Source organism: Streptomyces sp. T028 (genome assembly GCF_048159505.1).
GTDB lineage: Bacteria > Actinomycetota > Actinomycetes > Streptomycetales > Streptomycetaceae > Streptomyces.
Map to the genome: position 1 here is coordinate 108,548 of NZ_JBLRVZ010000031.1, position 24,131 is coordinate 132,678.

Sequence of the window (24,131 nt, forward strand, 5' to 3'; positions counted from 1 at the left end):
CTGACCGATCCGCACCAAGGGCCCGTCCCCTCCGGGGGGCGGGCCCTTTGCCATACGTCAGTCCTCGTCGTCCTCGTCGTCCAGCCGGGCGAGCCAGGTGGCCAGGCGCTCCACCGGCACCTCGAAGTCCGGGTTCAGGTCGACGAACATCCGCAGCTGCTCGGCGAGCCACTCGAAGGTGACCTCCTCCTCGCCGCGCCGCTTCTCCAGCTCCTCGATGCCTCGGTCGGTGAAGTACAACTTTCGCTCCTGCTCCTGCCCGCACCTGTCGGTCTCTGTGCCAAGGGTAGGCGCAGCGGTCACTCTCACGGGTGTCTTGACTTCCGGCGTCCGCGATATATCGTGAATTGAAGAAGACGCGATATGGCGCGTCGCGTGTGCTGTCGAGGAGGCCTCCCATGTCCGAATGGTCCGTCGCCGAGCCGAGCAGGCTCACCTTCGAGGAGCCCGTCAGCGCGCTGCACGTCCGCATCGTCGACGGCACGGTCAACGTGGTGGGCACGGACGAGGGCCCCGCCCGTCTGGAGGTGTCCCGTATCGAGGGGCCACCCTTGGCGGTGAGTCATCGTGACGGCACCTTGACGGTGGCGTACGAGGATCTGCCCTGGAAGGGCTTTCTCAAGTGGCTCGACCGCAAGGGGTGGCGGCGCAGCGCCGTGGTCTCCCTGGCCGTCCCGGCCGGCACGCGGGTGGAGGTGGGTGTGGTGAGCGCCGGCGCGACGGTGTCCGGGATAGACGGGCGCACGGAGGTCAAGGGCGTCACCGGTGACACCACCCTGGTGGGCCTCGCGGGCACGGTCCGCGCGGACACGGTGTCGGGGAGTGTGGAGGCCCAGGCCCTCACCGGCGATCTGCGCTTCAACTCCGTCTCCGGGGACCTGACGGTCGTGGAGGCGGGCTCGTCCGTGAAGGCCGACTCGGTGAGCGGCTCGATGATCGTCGACGTGGACCCGACGAGCAGGCCCACGGAGATCTCCCTGACGAACGTCTCGGGCGAGATCGCCATCCGGCTGCCCCACCCGGCGGACGCGGAGGTGGAGGCCAACACGGCGAGCGGCGCGGTCTCCAACGCCTTCGAGGACCTCCGGGTCAGCGGCCAGTGGGGCGCCAAGCGGATCACCGGCCGCCTGGGCGCGGGCAACGGCAGGCTGAAGGCGACGACGGTCTCCGGCTCGATCGCCCTGCTGCGGCGCCCGCCCGCGGAGGCCGGGGAGACCGGAGATGCCGGGGAGGCCGGGGAGGCCGGGGGATGGTCCGGTACCGGCTCCGGCGCGGGGGACAATGCCGTTTCCGGCCCGGGCGGCGGGTCTCCCTCCGCCGGCCCGGCCGACAGCACGACCGACAAGAAGGTGCTCTGACATGCCTCCCGTCTTCGCCCACGGCCGTCTCCGTCTCTACCTGCTCAAGCTGCTGGACGAGGCCCCGCGCCACGGCTATGAGGTGATCCGCCTCCTGGAGGAGCGTTTCCAGGGGCTGTACGCGCCGTCGGCGGGCACGGTCTACCCCCGGCTGGCCAAGCTGGAGGCCGAGGGCCTGGTCACCCACACCACCGAGGGCGGTCGCAAGGTGTACGCGATCACCGACGCGGGCCGGGCCGAACTGGCCGACCGCAGCGGTGAACTGGCCGACCTGGAGTTGGAGATCCGCGAGTCCGTCGCGGAGCTGGCCGCCGAGATCCGGGCCGATGTGCGGGGCGCGGCGGGCGATCTACGGCGTGAGATGCGGGCGGCGGCCACCGAGGCCCGGCGTGACGGCCGAGCGGGTGCCGTCCCCCCCGACCAGGGCGAGTACGGCGACAAGGAGTCCTGGCGGGCCGCCAAGGAGGAGATGCGCCGGGTCAAGCAGGAGTGGAAGGAACAGGCCCGCCGGGCCAAGGACGAGAGCCGCAGGGCCCGTGAGGAGGCCCAGCGCGCCCGCCGCCAGGCCAAGGAGGCCCAGGACCATGCCCGGGCCCAGGCCCAGGAGGAGATGCAGCGCATCGCACGCCGCGTCCAGGAGCAGGTCCAGGACCACTTCGCGCGCGGCGACTGGCCGACGGGCGTCCGCGAGGGCCTGACGGAACTGGCCAGGGAGTTCGGCGAGTTCGGCAAGGACTTCGGAAAGGAGTTCGGCAAGGACCTGGGCTTCGGCCGCACCTCCGCAGGCGCGGCCCCGTCCTACTCCCACACCCCGGAGGACTTCCCCGCCGAGTACGAACCGTCCTGGGCCCATGAGGACTCCAGCGGCGACCCGGCCCGCGATCTGGACCGCCTGCTCGACCGCTTCCGCGACGACATCCGCGACGCGGCCCGCGACCACGGCGTCACCCCCGACCAACTCCGCGACACCCGCCACCACTTGTCGGCGGCGGCGGCGCACATCGGGGCGATACTGCGGGCGCCGAAGAGCTGAGGGGCTCCCTGGCAGGCCCGCGGACAGCCGGGGGCCGCCGGCAGGGCGCGGGCGCCGGCGAGTCGGTCGACCGGGGCCGTCGGCCTGGGGTGAGCGGTGAGCGGGCCGGCAGGGCGGTGAAAGGGCCGGGCCCGGCTGGGGGACCTGGCGGAAGGGCCGTCAGCCCGCCTTGGCCGTCCCCGCCCCCTCTCCCGCTCCCCCGCCGTAGAGCACCCGGATCAGGGCCGTATGGGTCACCCCGTGGTCGGCGAGGGCCTCGGCCGCGGGGCCGGGGTGGGTGGTGAGGGCGAGGAGGATGTGTTCGTCGCCGATGCGTCGGTCGCGGTGGGCCAGTGCCATGCGCAGGGACTGTTCCAGGATCCGCTTGGCATCCCGGCCGAAGCCCGGGCGCCCCGTCCATCGCCCGGTGTCCCTTGCCCCACCGCTTCCGGCTCCCGGCCCACCCGGCTCGGCGTCCGCCCCGGTGGGCACGGTGTCCGGGGACATCGCGCCGACGCCGTGCACCTCCTCCACCCGGGCGACGATCTCCGTGACGTCGATGCCCAGTCCGGCGAGGGCGTCGGTCTCGGCGCGGGAGAGACCCGCGCGCCGGCGCGTCTCCTCCAGCGCCGCCCGCACCGAGTCCTTGCGGTCGGCGAGCCTGAGGGCGGCCAGCGCGAAGGAGCCTCGGCTGCCCTTCCGGTCCAGCAGGGCGAGCAGCAGATGCTCGGTCCCGACGGTCCGCATCCCCACCCCCTCGCAGTGCTCGACGGCACCGCGCACGACGTCACGGGCGTCCTTCGTGAACCGTTCGAACATCATTGCCTCCCGTACTTCTTGTGCACGGCCTGCCTGCTGACTCCGAGCTCCGCGGCGATCTCCTGCCACGACCAGCCATGGTTGCGCGCACTGCGCACCTGCACCGCCTCCAGCTGCTCCAGCAGCCTGCGCAGCGCGGCGACGGCACGCAGTCCGACCCGTGGATCGCGGTCGCCGGCACGCTCGGCGAGATCCGTTGCTTCGGTCATGCTGTCAATGTAGGTTGACACCTCGCCCCTCGTCAACTGAAGTTGACAACCTGGGGACGCGAAAGGCGGGCCCGGATTCCCGGACCCGCCTTCGGAGGCATCGGCAGCACCGGCCACCGGCGGCTCAGCCGTTGGTGAGCACGATCTTGCCGAACTGGTCGCCGGACGCGAGGCGTTCGAAGCCCTCACGGGCCCGGTCGAGAGGAAGGATCTCGTCGATGACAGGGCGGACCCCGGTGACGGCGCAGAAGGAGAGCAGGTCCTCCAGCTCCTCCTTGGTCCCCATGGTGGAGCCGACGACCTTCAGTTCCAGGAAGAAGATCCGGGTGAGCTCGGCGTGCGAGGGCCGGTCGCCGCTCGTGGCACCGGAGATGACGAGGGTGCCGCCGGGCTTCAGGGACTTCACCGAGTGGGACCAGGTGGCCGCGCCGACCGTCTCGATGACGGCGTCCACGCGCTGCGGCAGCCGCGCACCCGGCTCCACCGCCTCGACCGCGCCGAGCTCCAGCGCCCGCTTGCGCTTGGCCTCGTCGCGGCTGGTCGCGAACACCTTCAGCCCGGCGGCCTTGCCGAGGACGATCGCGGCGGTGGCGACACCCCCGCCGGCCCCCTGGACCAGGACCGAGTCACCCGGCCGGACACCCGCGTTGGTGAAGAGCATGCGGTACGCCGTCAGCCAGGCCGTCGGCAGACAGGCGGCCTCCGCGAAGGACAGTTCCTTCGGCTTGGGCAGGATGTTCCAGGTCGGCACGGCGACCTGCTCGGCGAAGGTGCCCTGGTAGTGCTCGGTGAGGATGGAGCGGGGCTCCTTCGGGCCGACCCCGTGCCCGGTCTGGCCGATGACGGAGTGCAGGACGACCTCGTTGCCGTCCGCGTCGACACCGGCGGCGTCGCAGCCGAGGATCATCGGCAGCTTGTCCTCCGCGAGGCCGACGCCGCGCAGGGACCAGAGATCGTGATGGTTGAGGGAGGCGGCCCGCACGGTGACGGTACTCCAGCCGGGCCGGGCCTCGGGGACGGGTCGCTCCCCCAACTCCAGTCCGGAAAGCGGCTGGTCGCGGTCGATTCGGGCGGCGTAGACGGCGAACATGCACCTGACGATAGGCGCCGGGAGGGACGCGCGAAACCGGGGGCCACTGTGAGACATGCCCTCTTGCGCAACCAGCCGGCGAACGGGAGCGGCCCCACCCAGGGGCGCGGGGCCGTATCGATATGCGGCTCCGCCGCGTGGGCGCGACCAGCCACCCCCACCCGCACCCGCCGACGGCCCGAGCCCACCCGTGGCGACGTCCACCTCGTCATCACCCGATCGGGCCGGGCGGGTGGGCAAAGAAATGGCCCCGCCCTGGCGGACGGGGCCATTCAGGTGCGCGTCAGCGTCGGGCAACGCCCTCGGCCCGAGCAGCGGCGGCGACCGCCGCCGTCACCGCGGGAGCGACCCGCTCGTCGAACGGCGACGGAATGACATAGTCCGCCGCGAGATCGTCACCGACGACCCCGGCCAGCGCCTCGGCCGCCGCGATCTTCATTCCCTCGGTGATCCGGGACGCCCGCACCTGCAGCGCCCCCGCGAAGATCCCGGGGAACGCGAGCACGTTGTTGATCTGGTTCGGGTAGTCCGACCGCCCGGTCGCGACGACCGCCGCGTACTTGTGGGCGACCTCGGGGTGCACCTCGGGGGTCGGGTTGGCCATGGCGAAGACGAACGCGCCCTTCGCCATGGAGGCCACCGCCGCCTCCGGGACCGTACCGCCGGAGACGCCGATGAACACGTCCGCGCCCGCCAGCGCGTCCTCCAGCGTGCCGCTCAGCCCCGCCTTGTTGGTGAACCCGGCGACCTCGCGCTTGACGTCGGTGAGGTCCGTACGGTCCGCCGAGACGATGCCCTTGCGGTCGGTGAGCGCCACATCCCCGATACCGGCCCCGACCAGCATCTTCGCGATGGCGACCCCGGCCGCGCCGGCGCCCGAGATGACGGCCCGCAGGTCGCCGATCTCCCGCCCGCTCAGCCGTGCCGCGTTCCGCAGCGCCGCCAGCGTCACGACCGCCGTACCGTGCTGGTCGTCGTGGAAGACCGGGATGTCGAGCGCCTCCTGGAGCCGGCGCTCGATCTCGAAGCACCGGGGCGCCGAGATGTCCTCCAGGTTCACACCGCCGAACGAGGGAGCGAGGCGCACCACCGTCTCGACGATCTCGTCCACGCCGGTGCAGGCCAGCGCGATCGGAACCGCGTCGACCCCGCCGAACTGCTTGAACAGGATGGCCTTGCCCTCCATGACCGGGAGGGAGGCCTCCGGCCCGATGTCCCCGAGGCCGAGGACGGCCGTGCCGTCGGTGACGACGGCGACGACGGAGGACTTCCACGTGTAGTCGTTCACCAGCTCCGGCTGTTCCGCGATCGCGGTGCACACGCGTGCGACGCCGGGCGTGTAGGCGAGGGACAGGTCGTCCTTGTCGCGGACCGGGACGGTGGCCTGCACGGCCATCTTTCCGCCGCGGTGCAGTGCGAACGCCGGATCGAACGAATCGAGGGGTTCCGCACCGCCCTCCTGGCCCGTATGGTCCGCGCTCTCGCTGCGAGGATTGACGATCTCCGCTGCCACTTCGATGTACCCCTTAGCTGTTCTTGGTTTGAGGGTGGCCACTCCGGGTGAGGAGTGGGCGGGCATCGCACAGGCCCCTTGAGGTGGTGCGTACGGGCGCCTGCGCGTCGGGCGCGCCGCACACGCGCCCTGAGCCCCGGATGAGGGGTGTAAAGAACCTTCATACCGGACGGAGACCACAGCCGACGAGTCCAATCCGTGCAAGGTCACATTCCTCGGACTGTGGACCCTCAACAGCTGTGGACCCCCGACAGCTGCGGCCCCTGGCTGCCGTGGACTCCACGACAGAGGTGATCACGAGTGAGATGACTCATGCGCGAAGACCGGCCAAGGCCTGGTGAACCCTTGACGTGAACCCTTGACACGGACTCGGCTGAACGGGCGGTTCGCACGGTCGACGATCACATCGTGAGATGAACCGGAGATCCTCCGGCCGAGGGGGCGGATTCCCGCAGATGGTCCGGCGTCGCCCGGCCGTGGTGGACCGGACTGTGCGGCTCGGGGGTCGCCCGTTATCCGATTTTGACATGGCTGGTCCCCTGAATGGCGTAGTCCGAATGGCAAGATGCCGTAATCACACGAGGTCGCGACACCCAAAGGTGTGTGTTCTCGTCGACCCATCGACATATGTCGACACAAGTCGACGCGTGTCGACCCATCGGCATCTCCATCCATCCGCCGGAGGAACCCAAAATGACCGCACGCACCACCCGACGCACGACCGCCGCGCGCACCCGCCTGGCAGCGGTCGGATCTCTCGCGGTCGCGGGCGCCTTGCTGCTCTCCGCCTGCGGCGACCAGACCAACGACAGCGGCGGCAGCTCCTCCGAGTCCTCGAGCGGCGCCTCCACGGCCCCCCTGTTCTCGAAGCTGCCCGCCGACATCCAGAAGAGCGGCGTCATCCAGGTCGGCACGAACGCCGAGTACGCCCCCATGGAGTCCGTCGAGGGCGGCAAGATCGTCGGTGTCGACCCCGACATCGCGGCCGCGCTCGGCAAGCAGCTCGGCGTCGAGTTCAAGTTCACCTCGGGTGGCTTCGACACCCTGATCACCGCTGTCAACTCCGGCCGCTACGACATCGCGATGTCGTCGATCACGGACAACAAGCAGCGCCAGGAGGGCCTGGACGACAGCGGCAAGAAGCTCGGCGAGGGCGTGGACTTCGTCGACTACTTCACCGCCGGCACGGCCATCTACGTGCAGAAGGGCAACCCCAAGGGCATCACGGGCATGGCTGACCTCTGCGGCCAGACCGTCGCGGTGCAGCGGGGCACCACCTACGAGGAGGCCCTGCAGGCGCAGTCCAAGACTTGCACGGGCGACGGCAAGAAGGCCCTGAAGATCGAGTCCTTCGAGAACGACACCGAGGCCCAGACCCGCGTGAAGTCCGGCGGTGCCGTGGCCGGCGTCAACGACTACCCGGTCGCCGTGGACATGGCCGAGAAGGCCGGCGGCGGCAACACGTTCGAGGTCCTGGACGAGCAGTACGAGGCCGCCCCGTTCGGCATCGTCGTCGCCAAGGACAACACCCAGCTGCGCGACGCCCTGAAGGAGGCCGTCGACGCGATCATCGAGGACGGTTCGTACCAGAAGGCGCTGGAGAAGTGGGGCGCCGAGAGCGGTGCGATCAAGCAGGCCGCGATCAACGGCGGCAAGTGATCCACCCGCACGTCTCGAAGCCTTCGAAGGGCAGTCCCCATGACTGACAAGCTCGACAAGACCCCCGCGGGCGCACCTCCGGAAGACACGCCTCCGGTCTCCAAGGACTCCGCGTACGCGGGCCCGCCGGAGGCCATCAAGGCCATCCCGGTGCGCCACTGGGGCCGCTGGGTCAGCGGTGTCGTCGTCGTCGCGCTGCTCGCGCTGCTGATCAACGCGTTCGCCAACGGCGACATCCAGTGGTCGACGGTCGGCGACAAGATCTTCGACTCGACGGTCGTCGCCGGTGCCGGGCGCACCCTGCTGATCAGCGTCCTGGCGATGGTGCTCGGTGTGGTCCTGGGCATCGTGCTGGCCGTGATGCGGCTGTCGAAGAACCCGGTGACCAGCACCGTCGCCTGGCTGTACATCTGGTTCTTCCGCGGCACCCCGGTCTACGTCCAGCTGCTGATGTGGTTCAACCTGGCGCTGATCTTCCCCGTCCTGAACCTCGGTCCGATCTACAAGGACGAGATGACGGACGTCATGACGCCGTTCATGTGCGCCCTGCTCGGCCTCGGTCTGAACGAGGCCGCGTACATGGCCGAAATCTGCCGTGCCGGTCTGCTGGCCGTGGACGAGGGGCAGACCGAGGCGGCCCACGCGCTGGGCATGAGCCACGGCAAGACGCTGCGCCGGATCGTGATCCCGCAGGCGATGCGGGTGATCGTGCCGCCGACCGGCAACGAGTTCATCAACATGCTGAAGACCTCGTCGCTGGTGTACGTGGTGACGTACAACGAGCTGCTGCGTTCGACCTCGGTGATCGGCTCCTCGTCGTTCGCCGTGATGGAGCTGCTGTTCGTCGCGTCCATCTGGTACCTGGTCATGACCAGCATCTTCAGCGTCTTCCAGTACTACCTGGAGCGTTACTACGCACGCGGTTCGAGCCGCAGCCTCCCGCCCACGGTCTTCCAGAAGGTCAAGGCGAACCTGCTTACGCTCGGCCGCGATAGGAGCACGTCATGACCGCGATGGTGAAGGCCGAGGGCGTCCACAAGTCCTTCGGCATGGTCGAGGTGCTCAAGGGCATCGACCTGGAGGTCAGGAACGGCGAGGTGTTCTGCCTCATCGGCCCGTCCGGCTCCGGCAAGAGCACCTTCCTGCGGTGCATCAACCACCTGGAGAAGATCAACGCCGGGCGGCTGTACGTCGACGGGAACCTGGTGGGCTACCGCCAGAAGGGCGACAAGCTGTACGAGCTCAAGGACAGCGAGGTCGCGCTGCAGCGCCGGGACATCGGCATGGTGTTCCAGCGGTTCAACCTGTTCCCGCACATGACGGCGCTGGACAACGTCATCGAGGCGCCGATCCAGGTCAAGGGCACGAACAAGGCGGAGGCCAGGGACCGTGCGCGGCAGCTCCTGGACCGCGTCGGCCTGGCCGACAAGGCCGGGAGCTACCCGTCGCAGCTCTCCGGCGGCCAGCAGCAGCGCGTGGCCATCGCGCGGGCCCTCGCCATGGACCCGAAGCTGATGCTGTTCGACGAGCCGACCTCGGCCCTGGACCCGGAGCTGGTCGGTGACGTCCTCGACGTCATGCGCGACCTGGCCGAGTCCGGTATGACGATGGTGGTCGTCACCCACGAGATGGGCTTCGCCCGCGAGGTCGGCGACAGCCTGGTCTTCATGGACGGAGGCGTGGTCGTCGAGTCCGGCAACCCACGCGAGGTCCTGACCAACCCGCAACACGAACGGACCCAGGCGTTCCTGTCCAAGGTGCTCTAGCGAGGCGTACGGCGCACAGCGCACAAAGGAGGGGTGGTACGGGATCCCGTACCACCCCTCCCCCGTCGTCCCCGCAGTCCTACGGCAGCAGGGCGGGGTCCGTCACCAGTTCCCGCAGCTGCGCCCGCGTGAGCGGGAAGCCGTTCAGCGGTGCGCCCTGCGCCCGGTCGCCGCTGAAGCCGGCCGAGTCACGGATGGTGAGCACCGTCGCGTCCGGCAGGACGAGGCGAGCCGTGAGCCCGGCGGCGAACTCGACGTGGGCCCCGTTCTTCCAGGGTCCGCCGTCGGCCGGGCGGAAAACCATCTCCAGGGGCGCCGTCCAGTAGCTGACCAACAGACCGCCGCCGGGCAGCTTCTCCGTGGAGCAGTCCCGCTTGCTCGGCTCGTCACGGGTCGGCCGACAGGTCGTGTCCGGCCTCGTCACGCCCTTGTCCACATGGACGGTGATGTACCCGACGCTCGTCTTCCGCGCGACGGAGTACTCCCCGTCGTAGGGCCCGACGTTCTTTCCGGCGAGCGGTACGTCCGCGCCCCGGAGCAGCCGCCCCAGCGACACCTCCCGCACGGTCCCGATCCCGTCCGGCAGCAGCTTCTCCAAGTCGGTGGCCGCACCGACGGCCGGCGCCGCGGCCCTCTCCCCGGGCAACAGCCCGGCCCCGGTGACCACTCCCACGACGGCCACCGCGGCCACCGCGCCGGTGACCACCGCCCGCCGCCTGCGCCGTACGGCCGCTGCCCGGGCGAAGACCGGCTCGCCGCCCCCGCCCGCGGGCACCGTCACCGTGTCGACGGCCCGGCTCAGCAGTTCTCGAACGTCCGTGTCATTCATACGTGTTCCTCCCGCACCGCGGCCTTCAGCGCCGCGAGTCCCCTCGCCGTGTGGCTCTTGACCGTGCTCTCGCGCATCCCGAGCAGCTCGGCGACGGCGGCGACGCTGAGGTCCTCCCAGTAGCGCAGCACCAGCACCGCCCGCTGCTTGGGCGTCAGCTGCGCGAGGGCGGCCCGGACCATCAACCCGGTGTCGCTGTCCGCCGGCCGACCCGGCACATCGGGCAGTTCGCCGTACGCGTGCTCGCGCCGCCAGAACCGGCGGCGCCCGGCGACGAACGTGTTGATCAGCGTCCTGCGCGCATAGGCCTCGAGGTTGTCCAGCCGCCCGTGTCTGCGGGCGCCGAGGACGACCTTGACCAGCGTGGTCTGGACGAGGTCCTCGGCCTCGTCCCGGTTGCCGCACAGCAGATAGGCGCTGCGGAACAGTGCCGTACGCCTGCCTGCGACGAAGGCGTGCAGAGCAGCTTCCGCGCCCCGCTTCATCCCTCCCCCTCTCCCGGCCCGCCGTCCGTCCCGGACCGTCTCACCCCTTCCAGTGCGGCGGGAGGGCCGTCAGGACGCGGAAGAGGCGGTACGAACTTCTCGCACCGCCTCCTGGCCCGCATCCGTGTTCGGGCCCGCTACTTGAGGGCGAGCAGCAGCGTGTCCGCAGGGGAGGCCCACACCGGCCGGGCCTCGCCGAAGCCCTTCTCCTTCAGCACGCGCGCGTGCCATGCCGCCGACGGCATGTCGCCGTCCGCGTGCTCGCCGTAGATCTCGAAGCGGCGGGCGGTGGGTCCGGCCAGGACCGGGTCCTGGGCGGCGAGCTGCCACCACTCGGCCCAGTCGAGGATGCCGCCGTTCTTGGCCTGTTCCATGCGGGCGAGCCGCAGCGCGCGCTCCGCCGCGTTGATCCGGGGCGTCGTGTCGTCGATCATGTGGTCCGCGTTCATGAAGACACCGCCGTCGCGGACGAGCTCCGCGATCCCGCCGTAGAGGGCCGCGAGGGGTTCGCTGTGCAGCCAGTGGAGGGCCGTGGCGGTCAGGACGGCGTCGTACGAGTCGTACGGCAGCCGGGACGGCCAGTCCGGGTCCTTGAGGTCGGCGGTCACGAGGGTGACCCGGTCGTCCCCGGCGAAGGTGCCCTCGGCGATGGCGAGGAGGGCCGGGTCGAGGTCGACGCCGGTGCTGGTGGCGCCGGGGAGGCGAGCCAGCAGCCGGGCGGTGATGGTGCCGGTGCCGCAGGCGAGGTCGAGGACCCGGGGCCGTGGCCCGACGACCGCCTCGACCATGTCGAGCATGACCCGGAACCGTTCCTCGCGATCCGGCATGTACCACTCCTGCTGCCGGTCCCAGCTCTCCTGCCAGGCCTGCCAGTCGGTTCCGGTACCGGTGGTGGTCATGGAAGCCCCCTAGTCACCCGTCGCGTAATACCCTGAATACACGATCAGTCGTTACCCGACCGCACTCACGACCATAGAGCCCATCCGTAAGGACTACAAGTGGAACTGGCCTATTACTCGGACTACGCCGTGCGCCTCGTCAACAGCGAGGAACCGGCCCGGGGCAAGGACTCACTGACCTCGGTCGAGGCCGTCCGTGATCTCTTCGGCGGCAACCAGTCGGCCGCCCGCCGTGCCACCGACGCGGACGTCACCCGTTTCCGCTCGGTCCGGGGACGGCTGCGCGCGGTGTTCGAGGCGGCCGACCACGGCGACGAGACCCTCGCCGTCGACCTGCTGAACTCGCTCCTCCTGGAGTTCCCGGTGAGCCCGCAGATCTCCGGCCACGACCACCGCGACGACGACGGCCGCCCGCTGTGGCACATGCACCTCGCCGACCACCCCTCGAACGCGACGGCGGGCTACGCGGCCATCGCCGCGATGGGCCTGGCCTTCCACCTCACCGAGTACGGCGTCGACCGCCTCGGCCTGTGCGAGGCCACCCCGTGCCGCAACGCCTACCTCGACACGTCCACGAACCGCTCCCGGCGCTACTGCTCCGACCGCTGCGCGACCCGCGCCAACGTGGCCGCCTACCGCGCCCGCAAACGCCTGGAGGCCGACCGGACCGCCAGCACCGGCCTCGCCGCCGACAGCGCCCAGCGCACCACCGCCAGCGGCGAGCGCTGATCCGGCTTCAGCGGCCGGTACCGCAGCCGCACCTTGCCCAGGATCAGCTCGTCGGGCACGGTCCCGTAGTCGGTGCTGTCCCCGCCGGCGTACGCGTTGTCCCCGAGCACCCACCACCCCCCGTCCCGCCGCTCGACGGCCCGCTTCACGACGAGCAGGTCCTGCTGGAAGGGATGCCGCAGCACGACGACGTCACCGGCCTTCACCCGCGCCCCGTACTGCACCACCAGCTGATCCCCGTGGTACAGCGTGGGCACCATGGACGGCCCGGTCACCTCGGCCAGCCCGAAGGGCGCGACGGCCCTCCCCCGCTCGGTCTCCTGCGACAGTTCCGGCATCCCCGGCACCTCCCCGGTCCGTTCCTCCACCAGTCTCAGTTTCACCCCGGACTTTTGTCCTAAGCCCATGGGGGCACCCGCGAAAACCGGTCTTGCAGGGAGTAATGTCCCACCTGAGAAGACGATCACGAGGAAGGAATGCTCCATGCTTTCCCGCCTGTTTGCCCCCAAGGTCAAGGTCAGCGCGCACTGCGACCTGCCCTGCGGTGTGTACGACCCGGCCCAGGCCCGCATCGAGGCGGAGTCGGTGAAGGCCGTGCAGGAGAAGATGGCCGCCAACGACGACCCGCACTTCCAGGCGCGCGCCACCGTCATCAAGGAGCAGCGTGCCGAGCTCGCGAAGCACCACGTCTCCGTGCTGTGGAGCGACTACTTCAAGCCCCCGCACTTCGAGAAGTACCCCCAGCTGCACGTGCTGGTCAACGACACCCTGAAGGCCCTGTCGGCCGCCAAGGCGTCGACCGACCCGAAGACCGGCGAGAAGGCCCTCGAGCTGATCGCCGAGATCGACAAGATCTTCTGGGAGACCAAGAAGGCCTGATCTTCGATCACCTTCTTTTCCCACCCACCCGCACCCGGCCCGCAGGCCGCCGATCACGGCGCGCTTGACGGTCCGGGTGCGGTCTTGTCCACCGCTGACTGAGCCGGCGCTCACCGGCGGCAGACGAGCATGCCGCCCAGGCAGTCTCCCCCGGACGCGATCACCAGCCCCTTCCCCACTTGGGCTGGACATGAGTCGTCAGGAGGTGCGGGCGTCGTAGTTCTCGCGGTTTGCGAGGACCTGGTCCATGTGTGTCTGGGCCCAGTTTCTGAGCCCGCGCGTCATGTGGTGGAGCGAGAGGCCGAGGTCGGTCAGTTGGTAGGAGACGGTGACCGGGACGGTTGGCGTCACGGTACGGGTGAGCAGACCATCGCGCTCCAGCGACCGTAGCGTCTGGGTCAGCATCTTCTGGCTGACCCCGGCCAGAAGACGAGAGATCTCGGAGAAGCGCATCGCCTTCGGTGCGTCTGCGTGTGATGCACCGGGGGGTCCAGGGTCGTTGTCGCCGCCCAGCGCGCACAGGACCAGGACGACCCATTTATCCGATATTCGGTCGAGCAGCTGTCGGCTGGGGCATGCTGCCAGGAACGCGTTGTACTCCGCTTTGGCCTGAGCCCTCTTCTGCGCCGCCGCCGTCGTCGTCACTGATCGCACCTCTCACCCATGGGTGGGTTACGCACTCCCAAGTGCCTACTTCCCGACAGGAAGTTCCTCTCCAATGCTGATGCAGGGAGGCAGCAGGCGCCACCCCCCACGTGCACGACGAAAGGCCACACGATGAGCACACCATTCCTCTCTCTTCCCGGCGGTACCTGGACTCTGGGTGACCTCAGCGTCACCCGGTTCGGCTACGGTGCCATGCGGCTGGCCGGCCCGTGGGTCATGGGGCCGCCGGCCGATCGCGAGGGTGCCCTGGCTCTTCTGCGTGAGGCTGTCGACCTCGGAATCACCCACATCGACACCAGCGACGCCTACGGGCCGCGGGTCACCAACGAGTTGATCCGCGAGGCACTGCACCCCTATCCCGAGTCGCTCCACGTCGTGACCAAGGTGGGCGCGACCCGCGACGCACAGGGTGGCTGGCCCACGGCCCGGCGGCCCGAAGATCTGCGCAGCCAGGTCCACGAGAACCTCAAGTCCCTCGGGCTCGACGTACTCGACCTGGTCAACCTCCGAATCGGCAACGCCGAAGGTCCCCAACCCGGCTCGCTCGCCGAGGCGTTCGAGACGCTCGTCGAACTCCAGCAGCAGGGCCTGATCCGCCACCTCGGGGTCAGCAACGCCACCGAGGAGCAGGTCTCCGAGGCACAGAGCATCGCGCCGATCGTGTGCGTGCAGAACATGTACAACCTCGCCCACCGCCACGACGACAAGCTCATCGACCGGCTCGCCGCCGACGGCGTCGCGTACGTGCCCTTCTTCCCCCTCGGGGGCTTCACCCCACTGCAGTCCTCGGCGCTCTCGGCCGTCGCCGCTCGATTGAACGCGACACAGATGTCCGTCGCACTGGCCTGGCTGCTGCAGCGATCACCGAACATCCTGCTCATCCCCGGCACGTCATCGTCTGCACACCTGCGCGAGAACATCACCGGCGCGGGGCTCTCCCTCTCGTATCAGGACTTGACCGAGCTGGACGACATCGGCCGCTGAGTGCCCCGGGCTGAACGGCCCACGAGCCACGTCCGGGTGCGGTGCTGTTCGCGTGCGTTCAGGTCAGCACGAGCAGGACCGCCAGGGCGATCAGCAGGGAGTCGATCCGGTCGAGCAGGCCGCCGGAGCCGGGGAGCCAGCGGCCCGCGTCCTTCGCCTGTGCGCCTCGCTTGACCATGGATTCGAGGAGGTCGCCGGCCGGTCCGCCGACCGTGACCGCGAGCGCCGTCGGCCAGCTCAGCACCGAGAGGACGGCGAGTGTGCCGAGGCCCGTCGCCGCCCCGGCCAGCGTGCCGCTCCACCGCTTGGCCGGTGACAGGGGAGACAGCCGGGGCCCGCCGAGCCGGCGGCCGGTGAAGTACGCCGTGATGTCGGCGACCGAGACCGCCACGAACAACGCCAGAGCACTCGCTCCCAGGGGCACCAGCGCCGCCAGGACACCGAGCCAGGCCAGCCCGAGCAGACCGGCGCCGAGCCGGTGCAGACCCTGGTCCGCGTCACCGGCCAGCAGCGGCACCGCGGCCACCGCGAGCGCCCCGATCGCGACGACCCGCGGCAGTTGTCCGGGCGCCAGCCAGGCCGCCAGCACCACCCCGGTCACCGCCGCGGCCAGCACCGCCCGGTCCACCGGGCCCAGCCGCAGCAGCCCGCCGTACTCCAGTACCGTGATCACCCCGACGACGACGGCGACGGCCGCGGCACCGGGGCGGCCCAGCCAGAACGCCCCGGTGACGAGCGGTACACCGACCGCCCAGGCGCACCAGCGGACCATCAGCTCACGCCGTCGGGACACCGCGACGGCGACCCCGCCCAGCGCCAGCGCCCCGCCCAGCCAGGGCGCCAGCGAGGCCACCGTGGTCATCGGGCGGGGCCGACTGCGAGCCGTACGGAAGCCGGTCGCAGCGCGGCCCGGACCGCGGTCACGATCCGCGCGTTCTCCTCGGTGTCCCGCACCGCGATCCGCACGGTGCGGCCCTCGTAGCGCGCCGACAGCGGCGACAGATCGCGCAGGTACACGTCGCGGCGACGGCAGTCGGTCACGAGACGCGCCGCGCTCGGCCCGTCCGGCGGGAGTGTGACGGTGAGGAAGTTCGCCACGGCCTCCTCGACCGTCAGGGTCTCGTCCAGCGCGGCCAGGTCGGCGGCCAGCCGGCCGCGCAGGGCGTGGGTGCGTTGCCAACGGTCGGCGTAGTAGGCCGGGTCGCGCAGGGCCGCGACGGCGGCCAGCTGGGCGGGCAGGCCGACCGGCCAGGGCGGGGTCCGGCGGCGCAGTTCCGCCGCGGTGGCCGGTTCGGCCACCAGGTAGGCGGCCCGCAGGCCGGACAGCGCGTACATCTTGGACAGGGAGGTGCACACCACGACCCTCGGGTCCGTCGCGGCGAGGTCGGCGAGCGACTCGGCCTGGCCGACGTAGCCGAGGTACGCCTCGTCGATCCACCAGCGGGTGCGGGCCGGGGCGGCGGCGATCACCGAGCGCAGTGTGGCAGCCGGGGCGTGGCGCCCGGTGGGGTTGTTGGGGTTGACGAGGACCACGAGGTCGTAGCGGCCGGAGGCGACGGCGGCGGTCAGCCGGTCCGGGTCGATGCGCCGGCCGTCCTCGCGGCGCAGCGGCAGCCGGTCCACCCGGCAGCCGATCACCCGCTCGGTGACATGGGCGTACTCGCCGTAGCAGGGGTCGGTCAGCAGGACCCGGCTCTGCGGGGTCAGCCAGTGGCCGAACGCCCGGAAGATCAGGTCGGAGGAGCCCGCGCCGACCGCGAGTGTCTCCGTCGGCAGCGCGCGGGCCGTGGCGATCTCCGCCAGCAGGCCCTCGGCGCCGGCCGGCGGGGAGGTGCGGGCGACCCAGGCCGGGTCCTCCGCGAGCACCTTCCGTACCCCGGGGGCGGGCGGGAACCAGGCGTCCAGGACGTCGGCCATGACGATGTCGTGGCGCCGGTGCAGGGTACGGAAGTCCGTGCCGACGGCGGCGAAGGAGGCGCCGCCGTGCTCGCAGCCGTCCGGCCGGGGCGCGAACGGCATGTCCAGCCGCCAGTCCACGGTGGCCCGCAGGCGGTCCAGCGCACGGCCGTACCGGTCCGTCACGAGCCTCGTCAGCTCGGTCACTCCACCGGTCAGCACCTCGAACGTCACCGCGCCGCTGTGGATCGTACGGCCGACCGGGCGCAGGCCGACGGCCCGGTACAGGTCGAGCAGCTCGGTGCGCCCCATCGCGACCACCCGGCGGCCGCCGCGGGCGGCGGTCCAGCGCAGCGCCGCCCACATCAGCAGGGGCGCCGCCGCGGTGGCCCGCCAGCGGGGTTCGACGGTGAGGATGCGCACCTCGAACGGGTCGTCGTCGAGCAGCGGCAGCTCGGCGCGGGTCAGGTACTTGTCCAGCCCGTACCGGCCCGCCCAGGGCGGGGTCAGGCTGACGAACCCGATCCGGGCGGCTCCGCGCGCCGCGACCAGGTAGACGTTGTCGCCGTCGAGCCCGTCCCGGAGCCGCCCGGCCGGATCCGGGGCGTGCTGGCAGAGCTCCTGTGCGTAGACGCGGTGCCGCAGTTCGTGGATCCAGTCCAGGTCCTCCTCGGTGGCGGAGCGCAGCTGCAGCGGGTCACGGCCCATGGCTACCTCTTTCGATGCGGGAGACTCCCATCGTCGGGAAGCCGCGCCGGGTGCGTCAGGGGCGAGCGACGCACCCGGCTTGAGTACGCGTACTCAGGCGCGACCGCCCCGCGACCGCCCTGCGACCGCTCCTTCGCCGTCCCGTTGCAAGGGCGTCACTACGATCACCCCATGAACTCCCGCACCCCCGTCCCGGCCCCGGTCCGTTGGACGTACGCCTTCGTAGACCGGCCTGCCGAGCGGTTCCGTGCGGCGTGCGACTTCTGGACCGCCGTCACGGACACCTCGTTGTCCGGACTCCGCGGCGAGCAGGACGAGTTCGGCACCCTGCTGCCGGGTGGCGGGGCCGACGCCTGTGTGAAGGTCCAGGCCGTCGCGGACGGGGACGGCGGCGCGCATCTCGACTTCGCCGTGGAGGACGTGCCCGCCTTCGCCGGGGCGGCGCGGGAACTGGGTGCGGAGACGGCCGCCGCGCACGACGGGTGGACCGTACTGCGTTCCCCCGCGGGGCAGTTGTTCTGCGCGGTGCCGTGGCAGGGGGAGTCGGTGCGGCCGCCCGTCGTCGGGGGCAGCCGGCTGGACCAGGTGTGCGTCGACGTCCCGCCGTCCGTGTACGACGCCGAGGTCGCGTTCTGGAGCGCGCTGCTGCCCGGCTGGTCGTCGCGGCCGGGGTCCCTGCCGGAGTTCCATGTGGTCGCGCCGCCGGCGGGGCTGCCGGTGCGGATCCTGCTCCAGCGGCTGGGCGAGGAACGGCCCGTCTCCGCCCATCTCGACCTGGCCTGTGGCACCGGCATCGACGCGGTGCGCGCCCGGCACGAGCGACTCGGGGCTGTTCTCGTCGCTCCCGCCGCCCACTGGACGGTGATGCGCGACCCGGCGGGCGCCCTGTACTGCCTGACGGGCCGCGACCCGGAGACGGGCGGACTGCCGGCTCAGCCGTCCGCCTGATTCAGCGGCTCCAGGGTTCCACGTCCACCACGGCGTCCACCGGTATCGGCCCGTACACGTGCGGGAACTCCTCGCCGCCGGGCTCCGGGGCCTCGTACTTCAGCGGGACGTCCAGCCGGGCCGGGTCAACCACCAGGACCACCAGGTCGTCGGGGCCGTCGTAGGAGCCGTAGAGGAAGGCGGCGACCTTGGGGAGCTGGGTGCGGGTGGAGCAGTGGATGAACCCCTCCTCCGCGAGGGTGCGGCCCCGGGTGGACCACGTGTAGGAGCCCTGCTCGCGGGCCGCCGCCCAGAGCGCGCGTTCGGTGATGTGGAGGATGTACGGAAGGGGTCCGGTCATGGGGGCACGCTAGCCGGTCGGCTCGGCCTGGGCACCGGGCTTTTCCCGGTGCTCCGAAGGGGTGGCCTCCTCGTGCTCCGGGAGGGGACGATCCTCGTCGTGCGGAAGGGTGCGCTCCTCGTGGTGCGGGAGGGTGCCCTCCTCCACGTGTGCCTCGCACTCCGGGTTGTGGCACGGGCCCGGCACCCAGCGCGGGACCCATGCGCCCAGGGTCTTGTAGCGCTGCACGACGGACTGTACGGGCTGCCCGCAGACGGGACAGACACGCTGTTCTCTGTCCATGCCCTCAGCCTAGGGCGGGCCGGCCGTCAGCGCGCCCTTCTGTACGTCCGTACGACCGCCCCGTTGCCGAACGAGCGCAGTTCCTCGAGCGTGAACCGGGTGAGGTCGACGGCGGTGGCGAACATGGGCATGCCGGTGCCGTAGACGATCGGGTAGGTCTTGATCACGAGCTCGTCGATCTCGTCGAACAGCTCACCCGCGATCCGGGAGCCGCCGCACAGGTAGATGCCGAACCGGCCGTCCTCCGCCTTGAGCGCGCGGACCCGGTCGAGCAGGCCGTCCGCGATGATCTCGACGTCCGGGTCGGGCGACTCGGCCAGGGTGCGAGAGGCGACGTACTGGCGCAGATGCGCGTAGGGGCTGGTGACCCCCTCCTTCAGCCCCGTGTCGTAGCTGGCCCGGCCCTGGACGACGGTGTCGAACCGCTTGTTCTCCAGGTCGTCGAGGCCGAGCGCCCGGCGGGCGGGGGTGGCCAGGGTCTCGGGGTACTCCGCCGCGAGGAAGCCGAGGAACTCCTCGTCGACGAAGGACATCATCGCGGTGGCGTCGCCGGACTCGTCCCCGATGAAGCCGTCGAGGGAACAGGCGACCAAGTACGTGAGCTTTCGCAAGTGGGTCTCTTTCCGTAGGCTGCCCTCCGAACCACTCCAGTTATAGTACTTCGACTGTAGTGGTTGCAAGCCCTTTGGTGACAAGTCCTTTGGTGACAAGCCCTTGGCGACAAGCCTTTTCGCGAGGAGAGACGCATGGCCGGTAATCCGGAGCGCCGCGCAGCCCTGGTGGACGCGGGCATCGAGGTGCTCGCCCGGGAGGGGGCTCGCGGTCTGACGTTCCGGGCGGTGGACACCGCGGCGCGGGTGCCCACGGGCACCGCCTCCAACTACTTCACCGGCCGCGACGACCTGCTGCGGCAGATCGACGCCCGGCTGCGTGTGCGGCTGGCGCCCGATCCCGAGGTGCTCGTCGCCCTGATGGGGCGGCCCCGGGACCGTTCCCTGGTCACGGCACTGATGCACGACCTGATGGCCCGGGCGACCCGCGACCGCGCCGGACACCTGGCCCTGCTGGAGATGCGCCTGGAGGCGACCCGGCGCCCCGAGCTGCGCGCCTCCTTCACCACCTCGGTGCGCGGCGACCTGGAGGAGGGCATGGGGTTCCACCGGGAGGCGGGGCTGCCCGGCGGCGACGAGACCGTCGTGGTGCTGTATCTCGCGATGCTCGGCCTGATCCTGGAGCACCTCACCCTGCCCGGGGTCCTCGACGGCGTACTGCCGGGGGTGGGCGTGCCGGAGGGGCTGGTGGAGCGGATCGTGGCGACAGTGGTGCCGGAGCAGCCCTGACCGGCGAAAACGCCGGTGGGCCCCGCACGCCGTGGGGAGGCGCGGGACCCATCGGGGTCTGCGGGGACGCCGTACGACGTCCGGGTGGTGCCGTTGGGGCCTGCCCGGCCGGACAGGCCTAGACGCTGCGCCGGGTCACGAACTCCGCCAGGGACAGCAGGCCGCCCGCGGACTCCGGGTCCGGGATCGCACGGGCGAGTTCGTCCATCGCCCGGGACATGCGGTCGGCCGCCTGGTCCTGGGCCCAGGCGCGGCCGCCGGCCCGTTCCACCGCCAGAGCCGTGCGGTCCAGGTCGTCCTGGTCCTCCGGCACGGGCGGCCGGGCGTACAGCTCGGCCAGTTCCCCGGCGGCCGGGGTGCCGGAGGCCAGGGCGGCGACCACCGGCAGGGACTTCTTGCGGGCGGCGAGATCGGCGCCCGCCGGCTTGCCGGTGTGTCCCGGGTCGCCCCATATGCCGATGACGTCGTCGATGAGCTGGAAGGCGAGCCCGGCCTCCCTGCCGAAGGCGTCCAGCGCGTCGACGTCCTCCGGTGCCGCCCCCGCGTACAGCGCGCCCACCGCGCAGGCGCATCCGATCAGCGCACCCGTCTTGGCCTCGGCCATGACGAGCACCTCGTCGAGAGTGACCTCGGCGGGGCCGCGTCTCTCCAGGGCCGTGTCGGTCTGCTGGCCCTCGCAGAGCTCCACCACACAGGCCGTGAGCCGGGCCACCGCCGCCGCGGACGCCGGGTGCGGGTCCCCTGCGAGCATGCCGAGGGCCTGCGCCTGGAGGGCGTCCCCGGCGAGGATCGCGTCGGCGTCGCCGAACACGGTCCAGACGGTGGGGCGGTGCCGGCGGGTGGTGTCCCGGTCCATCACGTCGTCGTGCAACAGCGTGAAGTTGTGGATCAGTTCGACCGCCGCGGCGGCCCTGACGGCCGCCGCCCGGGCCGCCGGGCCGCCGAGTGCGGCGGCCGCGGCGAGGACGAGCGCGGGACGGATCGCCTTGCCGGCGTTCCCCGCGGCCGGGGTGCCGTCGGCGTGCTCCCAGCCGAAGTGGTAGCGGGCGACCCGGCGCATCTGGCGGGGTAACGAGTCGACGGCGGCGCGCAGTTCGGGGTCGACCGCCGCCCTGGCACGCTCCAGGATCGCCGTCGCCTCCTGTCCGTCGGACGCCGCCGGGCCGGTCCGCCCCTCGCTGCCGCCCCGGCTCTCCCCCTGGCTCCCGATAGACCTCCGCCTTTCGCGCGTCCCGTGCGGCCTGGTGGCGGAGGTCACCGCCAGCGGCCGATCTCGACGTTCTCCATGACCCCGAGCGCGTCCGGCACCAGGACCGCCGCCGAGTAGTAGGCCGTCACGAGGTAGTTGATGATGGACTGTTCGTTGATGCCCATGAACCGCACGGACAGGCTCGGCTCGATCTCGTCCGGGATGCCGGACTGGCGCAGGCCGATGACGCCCTGGTCCTGCTCGCCCAGACGCATCGCGATGATCGAGCTGGTGCGGGCCTCGGTGACCGGGATCTTGTTGCACGGGTAGATCGGCACCCCGCGCCAGGTGGGGATGCGGTTGCCGCCGACGTCGATCGTCTCGGGCACCAGTCCGCGTTTGTTGAGCTCGCGGCCGATCGCGGAGATCGCGCGCGGGTGGGCGAGCAGCATCTTGGTGCCGCGCCGCCTGCTGAGCAGTTCGTCCAGGTCGTCGGGGCTCGGCACGCCGTCGTGCGGCTGGATCCGCTGGTCGTACTCGCAGTTGTGGAGCAGCCCGAACTCCCGGTTGTTGACGAGTTCGTGCTCCTGGCGCTCCTTGATCGCCTCGACCGTCAGCCGCAACTGCTGCTCGGTCTGGTTCATGGGCTGGTTGTAGAGGTCGGCCACGCGCGTGTGGATGCGCAGGACGGTCTGGGCGATGCTCAGTTCGTACTCGCGCGGGCGGGCGTCGTAGTCCACGAACGTGTGCGGGATGTCCGGCTCTCCGGCGTGGCCCGCGGCCAGGTCGACGGCCTTCTCGCCGTACTTGTTGGTGCGCTGCTCGGGAATGGCCCGCAGCTGGTGGAGGTGCGCGCGCAGGGAGTCGGCGCGCTCCGCGACCTGCTCGACGTCCTGGCGGGCCAGGATCAGCACGGTGCACGCGGTGTCCGCGCGGGCGGTGTACTCCCAGATGGCGTCGGCGTCGAGCAGCGCCTGTTCGCCGAAGTAGGCGCCGTCGGCGAGGACGCCGAGCACCTGGTCGTCGCCGTAGGGGCCGGTGCCGACCTTCTCGACGCGGCCGTGGGCGAGCAGATAGACCTCGTCGGTCTGGTTGCCGAAGGAGGCGATGACCTCGCCGGGGCCGAACTCGCGCTGCCGGCAGCGCTGGGCGAGCTCCGACAGCACCTCCTCGTCGTCGTAGGAGCGCAGCGCCGGCAGTTCGCCCAGCTCGGCCGGGATCACCTCGACGCGGTCGCCGGTCTTGACGAACGTGATGCGGCCGTCCCCGACGGCGTACGTCAGCCGCCTGTTGACCCGGTACGTACCACCATGTACGTCCACCCAGGGCAGGGTCCGCAGCAGCCAGCGGGAGCTGATCTCCTGCATCTGCGGTGCGGACTTGGTCGTGGTGGCCAGGTTCCGCGCGGCCGCGGTGCCGAGACTCTGCTGCGGCTTGCCCGAGTCCGTGCGGACCTCTTCGCCTACCGACATGGAGAAATGCCCTCCCGAATCACGCATGGGCGCCGAAGTGCGCCGGTGCACTGGTACGCGGGCAAGCCTTCCATCACGGAGCGTGCTCGTGCCATTACACGAAAGAGCGGGAATGGATCATCGTGGAGCGGGGAAGTGGGACGTTTCGGCGAGCGGTGTTCGACAATGTGCGGATGACCGACCTGCGCCCCCGTCCACCCTCCCCGCTCCAGGAGGTGGCCGACGACCGGTTCGCACGGCACGGGGTGCGGCTGCTGCTGAAGCGGGACGACCTGATCCATCCGGAACTGATCGGCAACAAGTGGCGCAAGCTCGTGCCCAATCTGACGGCTGCGGCCGGGCGGACGGTGGTCACCTTCGGCGGCGCCTACTCCAACCATCTGCGCGCCACCGCCGCGGCCGGGCGGCTCCTCGGACTCCCCACGATGGGCGTGGTGCGCGGTGACGAGCTGGCCGGCCGACCGCTGAACACCTCCCTCGCCCGGTGCGCGGCGGACGGGATGCGGCTGCGCTTCGTGGACCGTGGGACGTATCGCCGCAAGGCCGATGCGGAGACCCTCGCGGCCGTGCTGCGGGCGGTCGGCGCCGAGGACGCGTACGTCGTCCCCGAGGGCGGGAGCAACGCGCTCGCCGTCCGCGGCTGTGAGGTTCTCGGCGAGGAGCTGCGGGGGCGGGCCGACGTGGTCGCGGTGGCCTGCGGCACCGGCGGCACGCTCGCGGGTCTGGCCGCCGGGCTCGGTCCCGGACAGCGGGCGCTGGGCGTGCCGGTCCTGAAGGGGGGATTCCTGGCGGAGGAGATACGGGTGCTGCAGGAGGAGGCGTTCGGGGGCCGGCGGGGCGACTGGCGGCTCGACGACCGCTTCCACTTCGGCGGCTACGCGCGGGTCACCCCGGAGCTGGAGGCCTTCGCCGAGGACTTCGCCCATCGGCACGCGGTCCCGGTCGAACGTCTCTATGTCGCCAAGTTGCTCTACGGACTTGTCGCCCTCACCGAGGAGGGGGGCTTTCCGCGGGGGACGACGGTGGCGGCCGTCGTCACAGGGCGCCCGTTCCCCTGAG

28 protein-coding genes are annotated in these 24,131 nt (G+C 71.2%); 11 read left to right on the forward strand and 17 right to left on the reverse strand.

The window, feature by feature from the left end; all coding sequences use genetic code 11:
- Window positions 1–57: 57 nt before the first annotated feature.
- Window positions 58–240, reverse strand: coding sequence for a DUF6104 family protein (locus ACLZN2_RS29255; RefSeq protein ID WP_416982286.1), 183 nt, complete (start codon window positions 238–240; stop codon window positions 58–60).
- 158 nt (window positions 241–398) lie between these two features.
- Here ACLZN2_RS29255 and ACLZN2_RS29260 point away from each other — a divergent pair, with 158 nt between their 5' ends.
- Both ACLZN2_RS29260 and ACLZN2_RS29265 read left to right on the forward strand, forming a co-directional pair.
- Complete coding sequence (locus tag ACLZN2_RS29260; protein ID WP_416982287.1) at window positions 399–1,358, forward strand: DUF4097 family beta strand repeat-containing protein; 960 nt, start codon at window positions 399–401, stop codon at window positions 1,356–1,358.
- A 1-nt stretch (window position 1,359) separates the two neighbouring features.
- A complete protein-coding gene (locus tag ACLZN2_RS29265) occupies window positions 1,360–2,391 on the forward strand; it encodes a helix-turn-helix transcriptional regulator (protein WP_416982288.1) in 1,032 nt (343 codons plus the stop codon).
- A 159-nt stretch (window positions 2,392–2,550) separates the two neighbouring features.
- Here the strand turns inward: ACLZN2_RS29265 and ACLZN2_RS29270 are convergent, their stop codons facing one another.
- From ACLZN2_RS29270 to ACLZN2_RS29285, 4 genes are all read right to left on the reverse strand, one after another.
- The gene (locus ACLZN2_RS29270; RefSeq protein ID WP_416982428.1) at window positions 2,551–3,189 is read right to left on the reverse strand and encodes a Clp protease N-terminal domain-containing protein; all 639 of its coding nucleotides are present in this window, start codon (window positions 3,187–3,189) and stop codon (window positions 2,551–2,553) included.
- Window positions 3,189–3,398: a helix-turn-helix domain-containing protein gene (locus ACLZN2_RS29275; protein WP_416982289.1), complete on the reverse strand. Its 210-nt coding sequence runs from the start codon at window positions 3,396–3,398 to the stop codon at window positions 3,189–3,191. Before ACLZN2_RS29275 ends, ACLZN2_RS29270 begins: the two co-directional genes overlap by 1 nt.
- Window positions 3,399–3,522: 124 nt before the next feature.
- Window positions 3,523–4,488, reverse strand: coding sequence for a zinc-binding dehydrogenase (locus ACLZN2_RS29280; RefSeq protein WP_416982291.1), 966 nt, complete (start codon window positions 4,486–4,488; stop codon window positions 3,523–3,525).
- A gap of 283 nt (window positions 4,489–4,771) precedes the next feature.
- The gene (locus tag ACLZN2_RS29285) at window positions 4,772–6,001 is read right to left on the reverse strand and encodes an NAD(P)-dependent malic enzyme (protein WP_416982429.1); all 1,230 of its coding nucleotides are present in this window, start codon (window positions 5,999–6,001) and stop codon (window positions 4,772–4,774) included.
- A 693-nt stretch (window positions 6,002–6,694) separates the two neighbouring features.
- Here ACLZN2_RS29285 and ACLZN2_RS29290 point away from each other — a divergent pair.
- The 3 genes from ACLZN2_RS29290 to ACLZN2_RS29300 are packed head-to-tail and all read left to right on the forward strand — an operon-like array spanning window position 6,695 to window position 9,426.
- The gene (locus ACLZN2_RS29290; RefSeq protein WP_416982293.1) at window positions 6,695–7,660 is read left to right on the forward strand and encodes an ABC transporter substrate-binding protein; all 966 of its coding nucleotides are present in this window, start codon (window positions 6,695–6,697) and stop codon (window positions 7,658–7,660) included.
- A 39-nt stretch (window positions 7,661–7,699) separates the two neighbouring features.
- The gene (locus ACLZN2_RS29295; protein WP_416982294.1) at window positions 7,700–8,668 is read left to right on the forward strand and encodes an amino acid ABC transporter permease; all 969 of its coding nucleotides are present in this window, start codon (window positions 7,700–7,702) and stop codon (window positions 8,666–8,668) included.
- Window positions 8,665–9,426: an amino acid ABC transporter ATP-binding protein gene (locus ACLZN2_RS29300; protein ID WP_416982296.1), complete on the forward strand. Its 762-nt coding sequence runs from the start codon at window positions 8,665–8,667 to the stop codon at window positions 9,424–9,426. Before ACLZN2_RS29295 ends, ACLZN2_RS29300 begins: the two co-directional genes overlap by 4 nt.
- A 79-nt stretch (window positions 9,427–9,505) precedes the next feature.
- Here the strand turns inward: ACLZN2_RS29300 and ACLZN2_RS29305 are convergent, their stop codons facing one another.
- From ACLZN2_RS29305 to ACLZN2_RS29315, 3 genes are all read right to left on the reverse strand, one after another.
- Window positions 9,506–10,255, reverse strand: a complete 750-nt coding sequence (locus tag ACLZN2_RS29305) for a hypothetical protein (protein WP_416982298.1) — start codon at window positions 10,253–10,255, stop codon at window positions 9,506–9,508.
- Window positions 10,252–10,740 (reverse strand): SigE family RNA polymerase sigma factor, encoded by a 489-nt coding sequence (locus tag ACLZN2_RS29310; protein WP_416982299.1) that lies wholly within the window; start codon window positions 10,738–10,740, stop codon window positions 10,252–10,254. The genes ACLZN2_RS29305 and ACLZN2_RS29310 overlap by 4 nt, the downstream gene beginning before the upstream one ends.
- Before the next feature lie 137 nt (window positions 10,741–10,877).
- Entirely contained in the window at window positions 10,878–11,639 is a 762-nt protein-coding gene (locus ACLZN2_RS29315; RefSeq protein WP_416982300.1) for a class I SAM-dependent methyltransferase, read from the reverse strand.
- A 99-nt stretch (window positions 11,640–11,738) separates the two neighbouring features.
- Here ACLZN2_RS29315 and ACLZN2_RS29320 point away from each other — a divergent pair, with 99 nt between their 5' ends.
- Window positions 11,739–12,368, forward strand: a complete 630-nt coding sequence (locus ACLZN2_RS29320) for a CGNR zinc finger domain-containing protein (RefSeq protein ID WP_416982301.1) — start codon at window positions 11,739–11,741, stop codon at window positions 12,366–12,368.
- On the opposite strand, the gene sodX is transcribed toward ACLZN2_RS29320, so the two are convergent.
- Window positions 12,272–12,706, reverse strand: coding sequence for a nickel-type superoxide dismutase maturation protease (gene sodX / locus ACLZN2_RS29325; protein ID WP_416982431.1), 435 nt, complete (start codon window positions 12,704–12,706; stop codon window positions 12,272–12,274). The genes ACLZN2_RS29320 and sodX overlap by 97 nt on opposite strands.
- 145 nt (window positions 12,707–12,851) lie before the next feature.
- Here sodX and sodN point away from each other — a divergent pair, with 145 nt between their 5' ends.
- Window positions 12,852–13,247 carry a superoxide dismutase, Ni gene (gene sodN / locus ACLZN2_RS29330; protein ID WP_055634112.1) on the forward strand — a complete coding sequence of 132 codons (396 nt, stop codon included), beginning with the start codon at window positions 12,852–12,854 and terminating at the stop codon, window positions 13,245–13,247.
- A gap of 198 nt (window positions 13,248–13,445) precedes the next feature.
- On the opposite strand, the gene ACLZN2_RS29335 is transcribed toward sodN, so the two are convergent.
- On the reverse strand, window positions 13,446–13,892 hold the full coding sequence (locus ACLZN2_RS29335) for a winged helix-turn-helix transcriptional regulator (RefSeq protein WP_416982302.1): 447 nt from the start codon (window positions 13,890–13,892) through the stop codon (window positions 13,446–13,448).
- A gap of 132 nt (window positions 13,893–14,024) precedes the next feature.
- Between ACLZN2_RS29335 and ACLZN2_RS29340 the strand changes: the two genes are divergently transcribed.
- Window positions 14,025–14,897 carry an aldo/keto reductase family oxidoreductase gene (locus ACLZN2_RS29340; RefSeq protein WP_416982304.1) on the forward strand — a complete coding sequence of 291 codons (873 nt, stop codon included), beginning with the start codon at window positions 14,025–14,027 and terminating at the stop codon, window positions 14,895–14,897.
- Between the two features lie 58 nt (window positions 14,898–14,955).
- Here ACLZN2_RS29340 and ACLZN2_RS29345 read toward each other — a convergent pair whose 3' ends face one another.
- Entirely contained in the window at window positions 14,956–15,759 is an 804-nt protein-coding gene (locus ACLZN2_RS29345) for a phosphatidate cytidylyltransferase (protein ID WP_416982305.1), read from the reverse strand.
- Window positions 15,756–17,501, reverse strand: coding sequence for an aminotransferase class I/II-fold pyridoxal phosphate-dependent enzyme (locus ACLZN2_RS29350; protein ID WP_416982307.1), 1,746 nt, complete (start codon window positions 17,499–17,501; stop codon window positions 15,756–15,758). Before ACLZN2_RS29350 ends, ACLZN2_RS29345 begins: the two co-directional genes overlap by 4 nt.
- Before the next feature lie 171 nt (window positions 17,502–17,672).
- On the opposite strand from ACLZN2_RS29350, the gene ACLZN2_RS29355 reads away from it, so the two are divergent.
- The gene (locus tag ACLZN2_RS29355; RefSeq protein WP_416982308.1) at window positions 17,673–18,449 is read left to right on the forward strand and encodes a VOC family protein; all 777 of its coding nucleotides are present in this window, start codon (window positions 17,673–17,675) and stop codon (window positions 18,447–18,449) included.
- A gap of 1 nt (window position 18,450) precedes the next feature.
- On the opposite strand, the gene ACLZN2_RS29360 is transcribed toward ACLZN2_RS29355, so the two are convergent.
- Genes ACLZN2_RS29360 through ACLZN2_RS29370 form a run of 3 tightly spaced genes read right to left on the reverse strand, consistent with a single transcriptional unit; the run spans window position 18,451 to window position 19,682 of the window.
- Entirely contained in the window at window positions 18,451–18,789 is a 339-nt protein-coding gene (locus tag ACLZN2_RS29360; RefSeq protein WP_416982310.1) for a DUF952 domain-containing protein, read from the reverse strand.
- A 9-nt stretch (window positions 18,790–18,798) separates the two neighbouring features.
- Complete coding sequence (locus tag ACLZN2_RS29365) at window positions 18,799–19,071, reverse strand: hypothetical protein (RefSeq protein WP_416982311.1); 273 nt, start codon at window positions 19,069–19,071, stop codon at window positions 18,799–18,801.
- 26 nt (window positions 19,072–19,097) lie between these two features.
- Window positions 19,098–19,682, reverse strand: coding sequence for a dihydrofolate reductase family protein (locus tag ACLZN2_RS29370; protein WP_416982312.1), 585 nt, complete (start codon window positions 19,680–19,682; stop codon window positions 19,098–19,100).
- A gap of 135 nt (window positions 19,683–19,817) precedes the next feature.
- On the opposite strand from ACLZN2_RS29370, the gene ACLZN2_RS29375 reads away from it, so the two are divergent.
- The gene (locus ACLZN2_RS29375) at window positions 19,818–20,411 is read left to right on the forward strand and encodes a TetR/AcrR family transcriptional regulator (protein WP_416982313.1); all 594 of its coding nucleotides are present in this window, start codon (window positions 19,818–19,820) and stop codon (window positions 20,409–20,411) included.
- A gap of 118 nt (window positions 20,412–20,529) precedes the next feature.
- Here ACLZN2_RS29375 and ACLZN2_RS29380 read toward each other — a convergent pair whose 3' ends face one another.
- Complete coding sequence (locus ACLZN2_RS29380) at window positions 20,530–21,621, reverse strand: family 2 encapsulin nanocompartment cargo protein polyprenyl transferase (protein WP_416982433.1); 1,092 nt, start codon at window positions 21,619–21,621, stop codon at window positions 20,530–20,532.
- Between the two features lie 44 nt (window positions 21,622–21,665).
- A complete protein-coding gene (locus ACLZN2_RS29385; protein ID WP_416982315.1) occupies window positions 21,666–23,072 on the reverse strand; it encodes a family 2B encapsulin nanocompartment shell protein in 1,407 nt (468 codons plus the stop codon).
- Between the two features lie 173 nt (window positions 23,073–23,245).
- On the opposite strand from ACLZN2_RS29385, the gene ACLZN2_RS29390 reads away from it, so the two are divergent.
- Window positions 23,246–24,130, forward strand: a complete 885-nt coding sequence (locus ACLZN2_RS29390; protein ID WP_416982317.1) for a 1-aminocyclopropane-1-carboxylate deaminase/D-cysteine desulfhydrase — start codon at window positions 23,246–23,248, stop codon at window positions 24,128–24,130.
- Window position 24,131 lies beyond the last annotated feature (1 nt).